Genomic DNA, 14,882 nt, shown 5'->3' with positions numbered 1-14,882 from the left:
AGGACGCACCGCCATGCCGACCCATACCCGCATCCGCATGTTCAACACCCAAGACACCTACCCCAACCAGAGCCTGGACAACGACCTGTGCCAGGCGGTGCGCGCCGGCAACACCGTCTATGTGCGCGGCCAGGTGGGCACCGACTTCGACGGGCGCCTGGTCGGCCTCGGCGATGCCCGGGCCCAGGCCGAGCAGGCGATGAAGAACGTCAAGCAGCTGCTGGAGGAGGCCGGCAGCGACCTGTCGCACATCGTCAAGACCACCACCTACCTGATCGACCCGCGCTACCGCGAGCCGGTCTACCAGGAGGTCGGCAAGTGGCTCAAGGGCGTGTTCCCCATCTCCACCGGCCTGGTGGTCAGCGCCCTGGGCCAGCCGCAGTGGCTGATGGAGATCGACGTGATCGCCGTCATTCCCGACCACTGGCAACAGTGAGGCGCGCGCCATGACCTTCTCCATCGTCGGCCGCTGCGCCGAGACCGGCCAGCTGGGCATCGCCATCAGCTCCTCGAGCATCGCCGTGGGGGCGCGCTGCCCATGGCTGCGCGCCGGGGTCGGCGCGGTGGCCAGCCAGAACATCACCCTGCCGGCCCTCGGTCCGCAGATCCTCGATGCGCTGGAGAGCGGCCTGGAACCGGCGACGGCTCTGGACCAGGCGCTGACCCGCAACGGCTACAGCCAGTACCGCCAGGTGGCGCTGCTCGACAGCCAGGGTCGCAGCGCCTTGTTCACCGGCAGCCAGGCCCTGGGCGTGCACAACGCCCAGGCCGGCGAGCAGTGCGTGGCCGCCGGCAACCTGCTGGCCGAGCGCGGGGTGGTCGAGGCCATGGTGCACGCCTTCGAACAGGGCTCCGGGCCGCTGGCCGAGCGCCTGCTGGCCGCCCTGCAGGCGGCCATGGCCGCCGGCGGCGAGGCCGGCCCGGTGCACTCGGCGGCGCTGCAGGTGGTCGACGACCTGACCTGGCCGCTGGTCGACCTGCGGGTGGACTGGGCCGAGCAGGACCCCATCGGCGAGCTGGAGCACCTGTGGCGCGCCTACCGGCCGCAGATGCGCGACTACGTGACCCGCGCCCTGGACCCGACCCGCGCGCCGAGCTACGGGGTGCCCGGGGATGAGTGAGCTGAGCAGCCGCGAGCTGCTGGCCGAGCTGGTGGCCTTCCCCACGGTCAGCCGCGACTCCAACCTGGCGTTGATCGCCTTCATCCGCGCCTACCTCGAGGGCCTGGGGCTGGCCTGCGAGCTGGACTACAACGTCGAGCGCAGCAAGGCCAACCTCTATGCGCGCCTCGGCCCGGACGGCCCGGGCGGGGTCATGGTGTCCGGCCACAGCGACGTGGTGCCGGTGGACGGCCAGGCCTGGACGGTCAAGCCGTTCCGCCTGAGCGAGCGCGCCGGCCGCCTGTACGGCCGCGGCACGGCGGACATGAAGGGCTTCATCGCCTGCGTGCTGGCCAGCCTGCCGCGCTTTCTCGCCCGGCCATTGCGCCGGCCGCTGCATATCGCCATCTCCTACGACGAGGAGGTCGGCTGCCTGGGCGTGCGCAGCCTGGTCGCGGCGCTGGCCGCGCGGCCGGACAAGCCGGCGTTGTGCCTGATCGGCGAGCCCACCGAGCTGCGCCCCGTGCTCGGCCACAAGGGCAAGCTGGCCATGCGCTGCCAGGTGCGCGGCGCCGCCTGCCATTCGGCCTACGCCCCCCTGGGGGTCAACGCCATCGAGTACGCCGCCCGGCTGATCGGCAAGCTGGGCGAGATCGGCCAGCGCCTGGCCGCCCCCGAGCGTCAGGATGCGCGCTTCGACCCGCCGTTCTCGACCGTGCAGACCGGGCTGATCCAGGGCGGCCGGGCGCTGAACATAGTGCCGGCCGACTGCCAGTTCGACTTCGAGGTGCGCGCCCTGCCGGCGGACGACCCGCAGCAGGTCGCCGACGCGCTACGCGACTACGCCGAGACCGAGCTGCTGCCGCAGATGCGTGCGCGCAGCGCGACCAGCGCCATCGACCTGCAGCCGCTGTCCGCCTACCCGGGCCTGGCCACCGACCCGCGCAGCGAGGCGGCCGAGCTGCTGGCGCTGCTCAGCGGCCGCCGCGACTTCGGCACCGTGGCCTTCGGCACCGAGGGCGGGCTGTTCGCCGAGGCCGGCATTCCCACCGTGGTCTGCGGCCCCGGCAGTATGGAACAGGGCCACAAGGCGGACGAGTTCGTCACTCAGGCCCAGCTGGATGGCTGCGACGCCCTGCTGGTGCGGCTGGCCGAGTGGTTGCAGCGCTGAACCACGGTCGCCCTATAGCGCTACGCCAATAGGCGTAGGGTGGAAAACCGCAAAGCGTTTTCCAGCGGTTTCGGCCAGGAGGGATTTGTACGGGCGGCAAAGTGTGCCGACGTAAAACAACCCAGCTGTAGCGGGCCCAAGACCCGCTCGATTGGCTAGTGTCGAATTCGACGCGCAGCCACGGTGGCTGGCGGTGAGCGACGGGAGCACAGGACGATGCCGGAAGCGCACACACTGGGGCTGTTCGTTGGGGCGGTGACCCTGCTGTTGCTGGTGCCGGGGCCCAACATGTTGTTCGTCATGAGCCACGGCCTGCACTACGGCTGGCGTGGCGGAGTGGCGGCCGCGTTGGGCATCGCCCTGGCCGACCTGATCCTCACGCTGCTCACCGCCGCGGGCGTGACCGGAATGGTGGCGGCCTGGCCGCCATCCTTCGACCTGATCCGCTACTGCGGCGCCGCCTACTTGTTATGGATGGCCTACCGGGCCCTGCGTAGCGAGGGGGCGGGAGCAGGGCAGGCCGGTGACCGGGTGCCTCTGCAGGCGGTGATGCTGCGCGCCATGCTCAACAGCCTGCTCAATCCCAAGGCGCTGCTGTTCTTCATCCTGTTCCTCCCGCAGTTCGTGGTCCCGGCAAACGCAGCGCTGGCCGCACAACTCCTGTTGCTGGGCGGTCTGTTGACGCTGCTGGCCCTGCTCTTTCACCTGGGCCTGGGCCTGCTCGGCGGCACCGTCGGTCGCGCCCTCGGCGGTTGGCGTCGGGCCCGGAGCCTGCAGCGCTGGGGGCTGGCGGGCGTCCTCGGCGGCCTGGCGCTGCGCCTGCTGGTGATGCCGCGCCCCGGCTGAGCAGCGCTCGCCCCGGCCGTGTTTCTTTCGACCGGACTCAGGCGGCGCTGCTGCCCCAGTTGCGTCTTGCAGAACTCGACGAACAGCGGCGCCGGCTTGGTCAGCTGGGCGCGCTTGAGTCAGGGGGCCACCAGGCCGGAGCCGGCGACCTCGTCGGCGATCGTCAGCGCCATCACTTTCTTGCCGTCGTAGCAAGGCAGCCTGGATACAATGGCCATCCCATCATCCTGGGCCATTACATATGGCCGCACCGGACAAGGAACCCGCCGCCATGGCCTCCCCAGATAAACAGCGAAAACGCGCCCAGCGGGCCAAAGCCAAGGCCAAGCAGAACCGTTCGGGCAAGTCCAAGGCCAATGTCATCCATCCGCTGCTGGCCAATCCGCTGATCGACGAGCCGTTCGACGATGTCGCAATCGACCTGAGCACCTTCGACTTCCAAGACATCGAAGAGAACGGTTTCGACCCGGCGGACTTCGACGACCTGTTCCGGGCGATGAAAGTCGGCGAGGGCATCAGCCTGCTGGCGATGTGCCTGGTGTTCCTGCAATACCCGGTGCTGGAGTTGGTGGTCGCCGAGGAGGAGGAGGACGCGGCGATCGACTTCATGATGGGCCTGCTGATCACCTATCGGGGGATCTTCCACGATGAAGACGAAGACACGGCAGTGGAATGGATAGGCGGCGACGCCTTCCAGACTGCCTACAACGAAGCGTCGATGATCCTGCAGAAGAAGAACGCGCGCGGCACCCCAGGCGCCCGCGCTTAAACCAGGGAAAGGGGGCAGACCCGACTCAGGAGAGGGCGGTCTGCCCCCTGTCGCTATCGGGCTTGAGTCCTTGATAGCCCTCAACAGCTAGGCCGGCCTGCCGGTTTCGCCTGGGACGACACCGTCGGAGCCCGGCCGGCCAAGGTCGAGTTCGTCGACGAAGACATCGACCACAGGCACCGGGTTGGTGTCCGCCACGAGTCATCCTGGCTCTCGGGAAGCAGCGCGCCTTGGCCGCGGCGCTCTTCCTGGATAGAGCGCTTCATGGGCGCCCCCGCGGATCTCGAATCCATCAAATCACAGCAAGGTCGATGCCAAGGTTTTTACACGGCCCGGGCCCGAAGAAGAGCATGGTCCAAGGCCTCGCGGAGGCTATCGAAGCCCTGGCCGCCGTCCTGAACGAAGACGAAAATGAACAGCGGGCGAAGACAGAAACCGCCAGCATCAAAGGCATCGGGAGTCGAACGACGTCGCTCAGGCACAGGCTGAGAATAACTACAGGTCACCTTCGGGTGGCCTTTTTGCTTTAGCGGGTAATACTTCTCTTTATAGGTTGTCGCGGTGCTGGTGGCGTGCCCGCGGGAGGTGCTAATGAACAAGCTATCGATTGTGGGTGCCGGCATGGTGGGTGAGGCGGCGGCTCAGATCATCGCCCGGGAAGAGTTCTGCCGTGAGTTGACGTTGATCGATGTGCAGGGTGAGTTGGCCCAGGGCAAGGCGCTGGACGTCTGGCAGGCGGCAGTTGAGTCAGGCTCTGATACCCGGGTGTACGGTGGGGCCAATGCCGAATTGCTGAAAGATTCCGACCTGGTGGTGATCACGGCGGGTGTGCCGCGCAAGCCCGGTCAGTCGCGCCAGGATGTATTGAGCACCAATCTGCCAATTCTCGATGGCATCGTGCTGAATATTAAGCGGCATGCTCCGGCGGCGACGGTGCTGGTGGTGTCGAACCCGGTCGACGTGCTGACCTATCGGGCGTGGTCTCTCAGCGGGCTGGGACGCGACAAGGTGTTCGGGCAGGCGGGGGTGCTGGATACAGCGCGCATGAAGACTTTTATTGCCGAGGCGACGGGGTTTTCGGCTCGGGATATCACGGCGCTGGTGCTGGGCGGGCATGGCGATAGCATGGTGCCGCTGATGCGCTACTGCACGGTCGGTTCGGTGCCGCTGTCGCACTTCCTGTCCAGTCAGCAGATAGAGCAAATTGTGCAGCGCACCCGCCAGGGTGGCGGCGAGATTCTGGGTTTGAAGAAGCTGGGGAGCGCCTGCGATGCGCCGGGCGTGGCCATCGCGCAGATGGTGGATGCTATCGCCAATGGGCGAAACCGCATTCTGCCGGCGGTCGCGATTCTCGAGGGCGAGTACGGGCGAACAGGCATTGCCATGGGTGTCCCCTGTGTGCTGGCAGAGGAGGGGGTGGCGCGGGTGATCGAGTTGCCTCTGGATGCGCAGGAGCAGGCGATGTTCGACCGCTCTGCAGATCAGGTGGTGCGTGATATTGCTGAAATGAATGCCTTGTGAGCGGGGGGCGCAAGGGGGCGTGGAGCCACTCGGCAATACGCTCGAATCGTCAACGCCTGGGTAACAGCCATTGGCCTCGATCCGGCCCAGTGATGAATCCGACCAGGCGACAACTATCCTGACACCGGCAGCTTTGGGGGCATTTCCGCCAGTCGCCGAGGGCAGCCCGCTCGGGCGGAACGGCTTTGTACGGGCGCGATGGCGAAAGCGGAGCGGCCTGACCCCAGCGCCTATGCCCCGCCCGCGCCTGCCGGTGCCAGCTGCTCCTTGCAGAACTCGACGAACAGCTGCGCCGGCTTGGTCAGCTGGGCGCGCTTGAGCCAGGCGGCCACCAGGCCGGAGCCGGTGACCTCTTCGGCGACTTCCACCGCCACCACCTTCTTGCCGTCGTAAGTGCATTCCGAGTGCGGGCGGGTCACCAGCAGGGAGAAGCCGAAACCCTGGCCGACCATGCCGCGCACCATCTCGATGGACGGCGAGCTGAAGACGATGTTCGGCGTCAGGCCCAGCTCCTCGAACAGGCTGACGAAGTAGGTGCGGCTCGGCAGCACGTCGAGCAGGATCATCGGTTCCAGGCACAGGTCGCGCAGCGATACCTGGGCCTGGCCGGTGAAACGGTGGCCCTCGGGCAGCAGGGCATAGGGCTTGGCCGGCGTCATCAGCGGCTCGCACTCGATGGTGCCGTCGAGGTCGTGGGCGTAGAGGATCGCCAGGTCGAAGCGCCCGGCGGTCAGGCCCTGCACCAGTTCCTGCTGCTCGCCGTCGCGCAGGCGGATCTCCACCCCGGGATACAGGGCGTTGAAGCCGGCGATCAGCCGCGGCAGGTAGAGCGGGGCGACGGTCTCGAAGCAGCCGATGTCGATCTGCCCGGCCACCACGTCGTTGTCGGCCAGGGCGTTCTGCTCGAACTCGTGGGCCATGCGCAGCAGCTCCTGGGCCTTGCGGTAGAAGCGTGCGCCGCCGGGGGTTAGCGACACCCCTTGAGCGTGGTGGCGGATAAACAGCTGCACGCCGAAGCTTTCCTCCAGGCCCTTGATCGCCGTGGAGATCGACGGCTGGGCGATGTACAGCTTGCGCGAGGCCTCGGCCACGCTGCCGCACTCCACCGTGGTCACGAAATACTTGAGCTGGCGCAGGGTATAGGTCGCCATGGCTACCTCTGGTCGCGGCTCTGCAAAGCCGTCTTGTCATGGAGTCCGAGGCCCCAACATACCCCAGGCCGGCTGTGGGGCTGCCCAGTTTTTTCATGGCCTGCGAGCATATATTTACTAATTTTCCTGAACCCGATGCTGGGCCACCATCGACCTCGACCACCACTGAGACCGCCGCGTCGGTCGGGACGAGGAACGATGTTGCAACTGAGCGACTGGCAGCAGCGGGCTGCCCAACAAGGCTTTATCACCCAGGCACTGATCGACGGCCAGCTGCGCCCGGCGGCCTCCGGCGTCACCTTCGCCGCGATCGATCCGGCCACCAACCGGCGCCTGGCCGAGGTGGCCGCCTGTGGCGGGCTCGAAATCGACGCCGCGGTGCGCAGCGCCCGCCGCGCCTTCGAGCAGGGCCCCTGGCCGCGCATGGCGCCGCGCGAGCGCAAGGCGGTGCTGCTGCGCCTGGCCGAACTGATCCTGGCCCACCGCGAGGAGCTGGCCCTGCTCGACTCGCTGAATATGGGCAAGCCGGTGCGCGACGCCTACGACCTCGACGTGCCCGGCGCGGCCCAGGTGTTCGCCTGGTACGCCGAGAGCCTGGACAAGCTTTACGACCAGGTGGCGCCCACCGCCGACAGCGCCCTGGCGACCATCCGCCGCGAGCCCCTGGGGGTGATCGGCGCGGTGGTGCCCTGGAACTTCCCCCTGGACCTGGCCGCCTGGAAGCTGGCGCCGGCCCTGGCGGCGGGCAACAGCGTGGTGCTCAAGCCGGCCGAGCAGTCGCCGTTCTCCGCCCTGCGCCTGGGCCAGCTGGCCCTGGAGGCCGGGCTGCCGGAAGGCGTGCTGAACGTGGTGCCGGGCCTGGGCGAGACTGCCGGCAAGGCCCTGGGCCTGCACATGGACGTCGACTGCCTGGCCTTCACCGGTTCCACCGAGGTGGGCAAGTACTTTATGGCCTATGCCGCTCAATCAAACTTGAAGCAGGTGTGGCTGGAGTGCGGCGGCAAGAGCCCCAACCTGGTGTTCGCCGACTGCCAGGACCTGGACCTGGCGGCGGAGAAGGCCGCCTTCGCCATCTTCTTCAACCAAGGCGAGGTCTGCTCGGCCAACTCGCGGCTGCTGGTCGAGCGCTCGATCCACGACGCGTTCGTCGAGCGCCTGCTGGCCAAGGCCCGCGACTGGCAGCCGGGAGACCCACTGGACCCGGCCAGCCGCATGGGCGCCATCGTCGAGGCGCGGCAGAGCGAACGGATCATGGCCGCCATCGACCGCGCCCAGGGAGAGGGCGCGCGCCTGGCCTGCGGCGGCCAGCGCCTGAGCGTGGGCGGCTCGGACAACTTCATCCAGCCGACCCTCTTCACCGGCGTGCGCGCGGACATGCAGCTCGCCCGCGAGGAGGTGTTCGGCCCGGTGCTGGCGGTCAGCGCCTTCGACAGCGAGGAGGAGGCCGTGCGCCTGGCCAACGACTGCGTCTACGGCCTGGCCGCCTCGCTGTGGACGGATGACCTCAACCGCGCCCACCGCGTGGCCCGGCGCCTGCGGGTCGGCACCGTGTCGGTGAACACGGTGGACGCCCTCGACGTCTGCGTGCCGTTCGGCGGCTGCAAGCAGTCCGGCTTCGGCCGCGACCTGTCGCTGCAGGCCTTCGACAAGTACAGCCACCTGAAAACCACCTGGGTCCAGCTGCGCGGCTGAGCCGCGCGGGCCCTTCACGTTCCCCCTGGCACAACAACAAGATCGCAGGAGAACTCCCCATGTACGATCCCGATATCAGCCTCTCCCCACCGCTCGCCGACGGCGCTCCGCTCGCCACCCGGCGCAAACCCAGCCTGGGCCTGGGGGCCCTGCTCGCCGTGGCCATCGGCCTGGTGGTGTCCCAGGGCGTCATGGTGCTGATGCTGCAGGGCGCCGGCATCGCCGGCCTGGGCTTCCTCATCCCGCTGGCGCTGGCCTTCCTGCTGGCGCTGACCTATATCTGTTCCTTCTCCGAGCTGGCGCTGATGATCCCCCGCGCCGGCAGCCTGAGCAGCTACACCGAGGTGGCCCTGGGGCACTTCCCGGCGATCCTCGCCACCTTCTCCGGCTACGTGGTGGTGGCGATGTTCGCCCTGTCCGCCGAGCTGCTGCTGCTCGACCTGATCGTCGGCGAGGTCTACCCGGGGCTGCTGCCGCCGATGAGCGTGGCCTTCGGCGTGCTGGTCCTGTTCACCCTGCTCAACCTGCTGGGCATCGACATATTCGCCCGCCTGCAATCGGTGCTGGCCCTGGTGATGGTGGTGGTGCTGCTGGCCCTGGGCCTGACCGCCATGACCGAGAGCGGCAGCCAGCCGGCGCTGACCCAGGCCCTGACCCACGACTGGAACCCGCTCGGTGCCGGGGTGCTGACCCTGGTGGCCTTGGCCATCTGGGGCTTCGTCGGCGCCGAGTTCGTCTGCCCGCTGGTGGAGGAGGCGCGCGAGCCGGAGCGCAGCATTCCCTGGTCGATGATGCTCGGCGCCGGGGTGATCTTCATCACCATCGCCCTGTATGCCATCGGCGCGCTGTTCTACGTGCCGCAGGACGAGCTGGCCGGCGCGGCGCTGCCGCACTACCTGTTCGCCACCGCCCTGCTCGGCGAGGGCGGCAAGGTCTTTCTGGTGATCGCCGCGACCGCCGCCACCTGCAGCACCCTGAACACCTCCCTGGCGGCGATCCCGCGCATGCTCTACGGCATGGCGGTCAACGGCCAGGCTTTCCCGCAGTTCAAGCGCCTCAGCCAGCGCACCAACACGCCCTGGGTGGCGGTGCTGTTCGTCGCCCTGATCACCGGCGCGCCGGTGCTGCTGATGGGCGACCGGCCGGACGCGATCAACCTGCTGCTGCTGGCCGCGGCGATCGCCTGGCTGCTGGCCTACATCATCTGCCACCTGGACGTGATCGCCCTGCGCCGGCGCTATCCCGAGCTGACGCGGCCGTTCAAGACGCCCTTCTACCCGCTGCCGCAGTTGCTCGGCATCGCCGGCATGCTGGTGTCGATCTACTACGTGTCGCCGGCGCCGGAGATGACCGCGTCGATCTTCACCAGCGCCGGCCTGGTGCTGGGCCTGGTGGCGCTGATCGCGGTGCTGTGGATCAAGCTGGTGATGCGCAAGCCGCTGTTCACCCCGGAGCCGCTGGACCAGGTGCTGGCGCGCAAATGATTTCCCGCCGGGGCACGGCCCCGGCCTTCGATAACCCCAGACAGGCGAGGTCGCTGCCATGACAGTCTTGCAAACCCCCACCCGCTCCACCCGTGACTACCAGGAACTGGACGCGGCCCACCACATCCATGCCTTCGTCGATCAGAAGGCGCTGAATGCCGAAGGCCCGCGGGTGATCGTCCGCGGCGAGGGCCTGCACCTGTGGGACAGCGACGGCAAGCGCTACCTGGACGGCATGTCCGGCCTGTGGTGCACCAACCTCGGCTACGGCCGCCAGGACCTGACCGCCGCCGCCAGCCGCCAGCTGGAGCAGCTGCCCTACTACAACATGTTCTTCCACACCACCCACCCGGCGGTGGTGGAGCTGTCCGAGCAGCTGTTCAGCCTGCTGCCCGGCCACTACAGCCACGCCGTGTACACCAACTCCGGTTCGGAGGCCAACGAGGTGCTGATCCGCACCGTACGCCGCTATTGGCAGATACTCGGCCAGCCGCAGAAGAAGGTGATGATCGGCCGCTGGAACGGTTATCACGGCTCGACCCTGGCCAGCACCGCCCTCGGCGGCATGGGCTTCATGCACGAGATGGGCGGCATGCTGCCGGATTTCGCCCATATCGACGAGCCCTACTGGTACGTTGCCGGCGGCGAGTTGAGCCCGGCCGAGTTCGGTCGCCGCTGCGCCCTGCAGCTGGAGGAGAAGATCCTCGAGCTGGGCGCGGAGAACGTCGCCGCCTTCGTCGCCGAACCCTTCCAGGGCGCCGGCGGCATGATCTTCCCGCCGCAGAGCTACTGGCCGGAGATCCAGCGCATCTGCCGCCAGTACGACGTGCTGCTGTGCGCCGACGAAGTGATCGGCGGTTTCGGCCGCACCGGCGAATGGTTCGCCCACCAGCACTTCGGCTTCGAGCCGGACACCCTGTCGATCGCCAAGGGTCTGACCAGTGGCTATATCCCCATGGGCGGGCTGGTGCTGAGCAAGCGCATCGCCGAGGTGCTGGTGGAGCAGGGCGGGGTCTATGCCCATGGCCTGACCTACTCCGGCCACCCGGTGGCGGCGGCGGTGGCCATCGCCAACATCAAGGCGCTGCGTGACGAGGGCGTGGTCGAGCGGGTCAAGGCCGACACCGGCCCCTACCTGCAGCAGTGCCTGCGCCAGGTGTTCGCCGATCATCCGCTGGTCGGCGAGATCCAGGGCACCGGCTTGGTCGCCGCCCTGCAGTTCAGCCAGGACAAGGCCAGCCGCAAGCGCTTCGCCAACGAGACGGACATCACCTGGCGTTGCCGCAGCATCGGCTTCGAGGAGGGGCTGATCATCCGCGCCACCGGCGGGCGCATGATCATGGCGCCGGCCCTGGTGGCGAGCCGCGACGAGCTCGACGAGCTGGTGGCCAAGACCAAGTTGGCGGTGGATCGCACCGCCATGGAGCTCGGCCTGCTCTAGGCCGCAGTCGGTATCCGCGGGGCCTGGCCGTGCTGTAAGCCTTGGCTTACAGCACGTGCCGCAGATCGCCACTATTGGGCCAGCGCGGCGCGGCGTAATCTGCACCCCATGGACGTCGCGCAGGAAGCGCAAATCAAATCACAGGGACACGCTGGATTGCCGCCAGGATGGTGCGCCGATCACGGATGTCAGGAAACAGTCTGCAAAAGGCCCCGCTCAAGCGGGGTTTTCTTTTTTGGGCGCTCGCCCAGCTCCTCTGCCCTTGCCACGCAACGCGCGACGGTCTGTGCTCAGGCCGCCTGTTGCCGCGCCTGCAGCTCGGCGAACCAGTCCAGGGCCTCGTCCCACAACACCTGGGCGGCAGGGCGGAAGTAGCCCATATGGCCGATGGGGCCGAGGCGGCCGTCCTGCACCTGGATGTCCCGCGCCTGGTAGGGCGCGTTGCTGTAGGCCGCCATGAAGGCATCGCGCGAGCGCGGCGGCGCCCACAGGTCGTCCAGGGCGTTGGCTGCCACTATGGGGGTGTCGACCTCGGCGAAGCGCGCGGCCAGGTCCGGCAGTTGCGGGTCCTCGAAGAAATAGCGCGGGTAGCCGCACCAGCGCTTCCACTTGCGGTACACCCCCATGGGCAGGTCCTCGCCCATACCCAGCTTGCTCCAGGCCAGGTAGCCCTTGTAACGGGTCATCAGCGGGCCGATCAGCCGCCACATGGCCAGCACCCGGACCTGCTCCAGCCTGGGCATCCAGCCGTGCCAGCCGGCGCCGGTGCCGAAGGTGTAGAAGCCGGCCACCCGCTCGTGGTTGGGCAGCAGGCCGAAGGCATGGCCACCGAAGGAGTGGCCGACCATGAACAGCGGCCGCTGCCCGTCGAGGTGCAGGTCGACGGCGGCGGCCAGGTCGAGATGGGCCCAATCCAGGTAGTCCATCTCGAAGCCGCGCAGGCTGTCCGGCTTGGACTGGCCGACGCCGCGGTAGTCCAGGGTCAGGGTCTCGAAGCCGCGGCGGGCGGCGTGTTCGGCGAAGCGCCGGTAGAAGCCCTGGGGCACGCCGGTGGCGCCGGCCACCAGCAGCTGCGCCACCGGCCGGGGGGCATGGTAGCGGGTGGCGCCCAGGGAATAGCCGTCCCGGGCCGGCAGGCGCAGGCTCTCGCTGAGGATGCTCGGGTTGTCGGCGTTCATGCTGCGTCTCCTCCCGGAGGTTGTTGTCGGGCCAGGTTGAACAGGGCGTCGGCGGCGCGCCTGAGCGGTTCGGTGCTGCCGGCCACGCGGGCCTGGAGCAGGCCGCCTTCGTACAGGGCGACGAACAGCGCGGCCAGGTTGTCGGCCTGCTCGCGCGCGTGGCCGTGCCGGTGCAGCTGCCGGGCCAGCGCCTGGCGCAGGGTGGCGAAGCAGTGTTCCAGGGCGGCGCGAATCTCGAGGTCTTCCGGGCCGCTTTCCAGCGCCACCGTGGCCAGCGGGCAGCCGCGCTCGAACTGGCTGCTCTGCAGTTGCTGCAGGGCGCCCTGCAGCCAGCTGTGCAGGGCCTGCAGCGGATCGGGCTGCTGGGCGAACAGGCGGGCGACGAACTCGTCGATGCGCCGGCCGATATGCTCGATGGCCGCCACCGCCAGTTCGCTCTTGCCGCCCGGGAAGTGGTGGTACAGGCTGCCCTTGGGCGCACCGGCGGTCTTCAGCAGTTCGTTCAGGCCGACACCATGCAGGCCCTTGCGTTGCAGGGCGTCGGCCATGGCCTGAATCAGTTTGTCGCGGGTCGTGGTCTTGGTCATGGGGAAATATATAGACCAGTCGGTCTAGTGCCGGCAAGAGGTTTCCTTATCATTCATCCGCTGTATGGTCGTGGATCAGGGGCACCGGGGCGTGCTGCAAGGGCGATCAAGCGGCGCCCGCGCCCGGCCCGGATACTGGCCCCAGCTTCTGTGAGAGCCACCTATGGACCCTGTTGGCAAAGCCCTCTGGCTGATCGAAACCGAACTGGATCAACCCCTCGACCTGCAGCGCGTCGCCGAGGTCTGCGGCCTGTCGCGCTTCGTCCTGGCGCGGACCTTCGCCCGGGCCACCGGCTGGCCGGTGATGCGTTATGTGCGGGTGCGGCGCCTGAGCCGGGCGGCGCATCGGCTGGCGGCGGGGGCGACGGATATCCTCGCGCTGGCCCTGGAGGTCGGCTATGGCTCGCATGAGGCGTTCACCCGCGCGTTCCGCGAACAGTTCGGGCTGACCCCCGAGGCGTTGCGGGCCAGCGGCAATCTCGGTGCAATCGCTTTGCAGGAGGCCATGCGCATGCCGGCGACAACGACTTTCGAACTCTCCGAACCGCGCTTCGTGGAGGAGGGCCCCTTGCTGGTCGCCGGGCTCGGCGAGCGCTTCAGCGTCGACCAGAGTCAGGGCATCGCCGCGCTGTGGCAGCGTTTCGTGCCGCATATCGGCAGGGTGCCGGGGCAGCTGGGCGGGGAGACCTTCGGCCTGTGCTGCAACCCGGACGAGGACGGCGGCTTCGAGTATATCGCCGGGGTCCGGGTGGGCCGCCTCGACAGGTTGCCGCCGGGCTTCAGCAGCCTGCAGCTGCCGGCGCGGCGTTATGCGGTGTTTCTCCACCGCGGGCACATCTCCACCATCCACGAGACCTTCGCCGCGATCTTCCAGCGCTGGCTGCCGGCCAGCGGCCTGGAGGTGGCGGATGCGCCGGAGTTCGAGCGCTACAGCGCCGACTTCGATCCGTTGGCCGGCACCGGTCGGGTGGAGGTCTGGGTGCCGCTCGCGGGCTGAGGGCGGCGTGGCTCAGCGGGTCATCTTCTTGACGAACACCACCACGAACAGGGCCATGGTGAAGCTGCCGACGAAGGCCTCGAAGGCGGCGAGCGGCCGGGCCAGGCCGTGGGGGCTGATGTCGCCGTAGCCCAGGGTGGTGAAGGTGACCACGCTGAAATAGAGGCAGTCGAGCAGGTCCATGAGGTTGGCCAGCAGCCCCTGGCCCAGATCCAGCCCCAGGCGCTGGCCCCCCTGCTCGACCCCGACCAGGAAGTACAGCAGGCCGCAGAGGCCGATCAGCCCCAGGGAGAACAGCACGACGTTGAGCGGTTTCTCGCCGTAGCCGCTGAACAGGTCGACCAGCCAGGACAGCAGGCGCTGCGCCGAATAGCGCGGCAGTTGCAGGCGCCGCACCACCATCTCGCGGTGGAAGAACAGCCCGGCCTGCTCGAACAGCCCGGCCCGCTCCAGGTGCAGGCGCAGGTTGCGGTAGGTTTCCTCGGCTTCCTGGAAGTACTGCAGGGCGGCGGCCGGGTTGCCGCGCTGGGCCAGTTCGCGGCCCTTGCGTTCCTGCAGCAGCTGGCGGTCCCAGATGACGTTGTCCAGCCGCGCGCCGTCCAGGCGCACGCCCAGCAGGTTGCAGTCGCGCAGGTCGGCGCAGTGCAGGTTGGCGTGGCGCAGGTCGGCCTTCATCAGCGAGCTGCCGCGCAGGTCGAGGGCGAACAGGTGGGCGTTCTGCAGGTTGGCGCGGTACAGGTCGGCCTGGTGCAGGATGTAGCCGTGGTGGCCGCCGTGGTTGACCAGGTTGACACCGTTCAGCTCGGCGCCCTTGAGCTGGAAGCCCGGCATCGGCCGACCGCTGCGCGCCCGCAGTTCCAGGGCGGCGCAGAGGTCGCCGTATTCGCGCTTGTCCAGGGTGGCGTCCAGCCAGAAGCTTTCCTCCTGGTGCATGGCGGCCATCTG

Annotated in this window: 14 protein-coding genes and 1 pseudogene; 10 read left to right on the top strand and 5 right to left on the bottom strand. The window is 68.4% G+C overall.

What is annotated here, in order from left to right; translation table 11 throughout:
• Positions 1-13: 13 nt before the first annotated feature.
• The 5 genes from SBP02_RS18640 to SBP02_RS18620 all read left to right on the top strand — a co-directional run bounded on the left by SBP02_RS18640 (position 14) and on the right by SBP02_RS18620 (position 3,886).
• The gene (locus SBP02_RS18640; RefSeq protein ID WP_318643886.1) at positions 14-436 is read left to right on the top strand and encodes a RidA family protein; all 423 of its coding nucleotides are present in this window, start codon (positions 14-16) and stop codon (positions 434-436) included.
• Positions 437-446: 10 nt separating this feature from the next.
• Positions 447-1,121, top strand: coding sequence for a DUF1028 domain-containing protein (locus SBP02_RS18635; protein WP_318643885.1), 675 nt, complete (start codon positions 447-449; stop codon positions 1,119-1,121).
• Positions 1,114-2,271, top strand: coding sequence for an acetylornithine deacetylase (argE, locus tag SBP02_RS18630; RefSeq protein ID WP_318643884.1), 1,158 nt, complete (start codon positions 1,114-1,116; stop codon positions 2,269-2,271). The genes SBP02_RS18635 and argE overlap by 8 nt, the downstream gene beginning before the upstream one ends.
• Positions 2,272-2,487: 216 nt before the next feature.
• Entirely contained in the window at positions 2,488-3,117 is a 630-nt protein-coding gene (locus SBP02_RS18625) for a LysE family translocator (protein WP_318643883.1), read from the top strand.
• A 271-nt stretch (positions 3,118-3,388) separates the two neighbouring features.
• The gene (locus tag SBP02_RS18620) at positions 3,389-3,886 is read left to right on the top strand and encodes a hypothetical protein (protein WP_318643882.1); all 498 of its coding nucleotides are present in this window, start codon (positions 3,389-3,391) and stop codon (positions 3,884-3,886) included.
• Positions 3,887-3,976: 90 nt separating this feature from the next.
• On the opposite strand, the pseudogene SBP02_RS18615 reads toward SBP02_RS18620, so the two are convergent.
• Positions 3,977-4,152 (bottom strand): annotated as a pseudogene (locus SBP02_RS18615) (IS5/IS1182 family transposase); the annotation flags it as partial.
• A gap of 325 nt (positions 4,153-4,477) precedes the next feature.
• On the opposite strand from SBP02_RS18615, the gene SBP02_RS18610 reads away from it, so the two are divergent.
• Positions 4,478-5,407 carry a malate dehydrogenase gene (locus SBP02_RS18610; protein ID WP_318643881.1) on the top strand — a complete coding sequence of 310 codons (930 nt, stop codon included), beginning with the start codon at positions 4,478-4,480 and terminating at the stop codon, positions 5,405-5,407.
• A gap of 230 nt (positions 5,408-5,637) precedes the next feature.
• Here SBP02_RS18610 and SBP02_RS18605 read toward each other — a convergent pair whose 3' ends face one another.
• Positions 5,638-6,558, bottom strand: a complete 921-nt coding sequence (locus tag SBP02_RS18605; RefSeq protein ID WP_318643880.1) for a LysR substrate-binding domain-containing protein — start codon at positions 6,556-6,558, stop codon at positions 5,638-5,640.
• Between the two features lie 198 nt (positions 6,559-6,756).
• Here SBP02_RS18605 and SBP02_RS18600 point away from each other — a divergent pair, with 198 nt between their 5' ends.
• The 3 genes from SBP02_RS18600 to SBP02_RS18590 are packed head-to-tail and all read left to right on the top strand — an operon-like array spanning position 6,757 to position 11,175.
• On the top strand, positions 6,757-8,250 hold the full coding sequence (locus SBP02_RS18600; protein ID WP_318643879.1) for an aldehyde dehydrogenase: 1,494 nt from the start codon (positions 6,757-6,759) through the stop codon (positions 8,248-8,250).
• A 59-nt stretch (positions 8,251-8,309) separates the two neighbouring features.
• Entirely contained in the window at positions 8,310-9,734 is a 1,425-nt protein-coding gene (locus tag SBP02_RS18595; protein WP_318643878.1) for an APC family permease, read from the top strand.
• A gap of 58 nt (positions 9,735-9,792) precedes the next feature.
• Positions 9,793-11,175 (top strand): aspartate aminotransferase family protein, encoded by a 1,383-nt coding sequence (locus tag SBP02_RS18590; protein WP_318643877.1) that lies wholly within the window; start codon positions 9,793-9,795, stop codon positions 11,173-11,175.
• A gap of 290 nt (positions 11,176-11,465) precedes the next feature.
• Here the strand turns inward: SBP02_RS18590 and SBP02_RS18585 are convergent, their stop codons facing one another.
• Together SBP02_RS18585 and SBP02_RS18580 are read right to left on the bottom strand one after the other, a co-directional pair.
• The gene (locus SBP02_RS18585) at positions 11,466-12,353 is read right to left on the bottom strand and encodes an alpha/beta hydrolase family protein (protein ID WP_318643876.1); all 888 of its coding nucleotides are present in this window, start codon (positions 12,351-12,353) and stop codon (positions 11,466-11,468) included.
• A complete protein-coding gene (locus SBP02_RS18580) occupies positions 12,350-12,940 on the bottom strand; it encodes a TetR/AcrR family transcriptional regulator (RefSeq protein ID WP_318643875.1) in 591 nt (196 codons plus the stop codon). The genes SBP02_RS18585 and SBP02_RS18580 overlap by 4 nt, the downstream gene beginning before the upstream one ends.
• Positions 12,941-13,103: 163 nt before the next feature.
• On the opposite strand from SBP02_RS18580, the gene SBP02_RS18575 reads away from it, so the two are divergent.
• Entirely contained in the window at positions 13,104-13,937 is an 834-nt protein-coding gene (locus SBP02_RS18575; protein ID WP_318643874.1) for an AraC family transcriptional regulator, read from the top strand.
• Between the two features lie 12 nt (positions 13,938-13,949).
• Here the strand turns inward: SBP02_RS18575 and SBP02_RS18570 are convergent, their stop codons facing one another.
• Entirely contained in the window at positions 13,950-14,879 is a 930-nt protein-coding gene (locus SBP02_RS18570) for an ion channel (protein ID WP_318643873.1), read from the bottom strand.
• Positions 14,880-14,882: the final 3 nt, after the last annotated feature.

The organism is Pseudomonas benzenivorans, assembly GCF_033547155.1.
Lineage (GTDB): Bacteria > Pseudomonadota > Gammaproteobacteria > Pseudomonadales > Pseudomonadaceae > Aquipseudomonas > Aquipseudomonas benzenivorans_B.
This window is presented reverse-complemented; position numbering and strand designations above follow the sequence as displayed.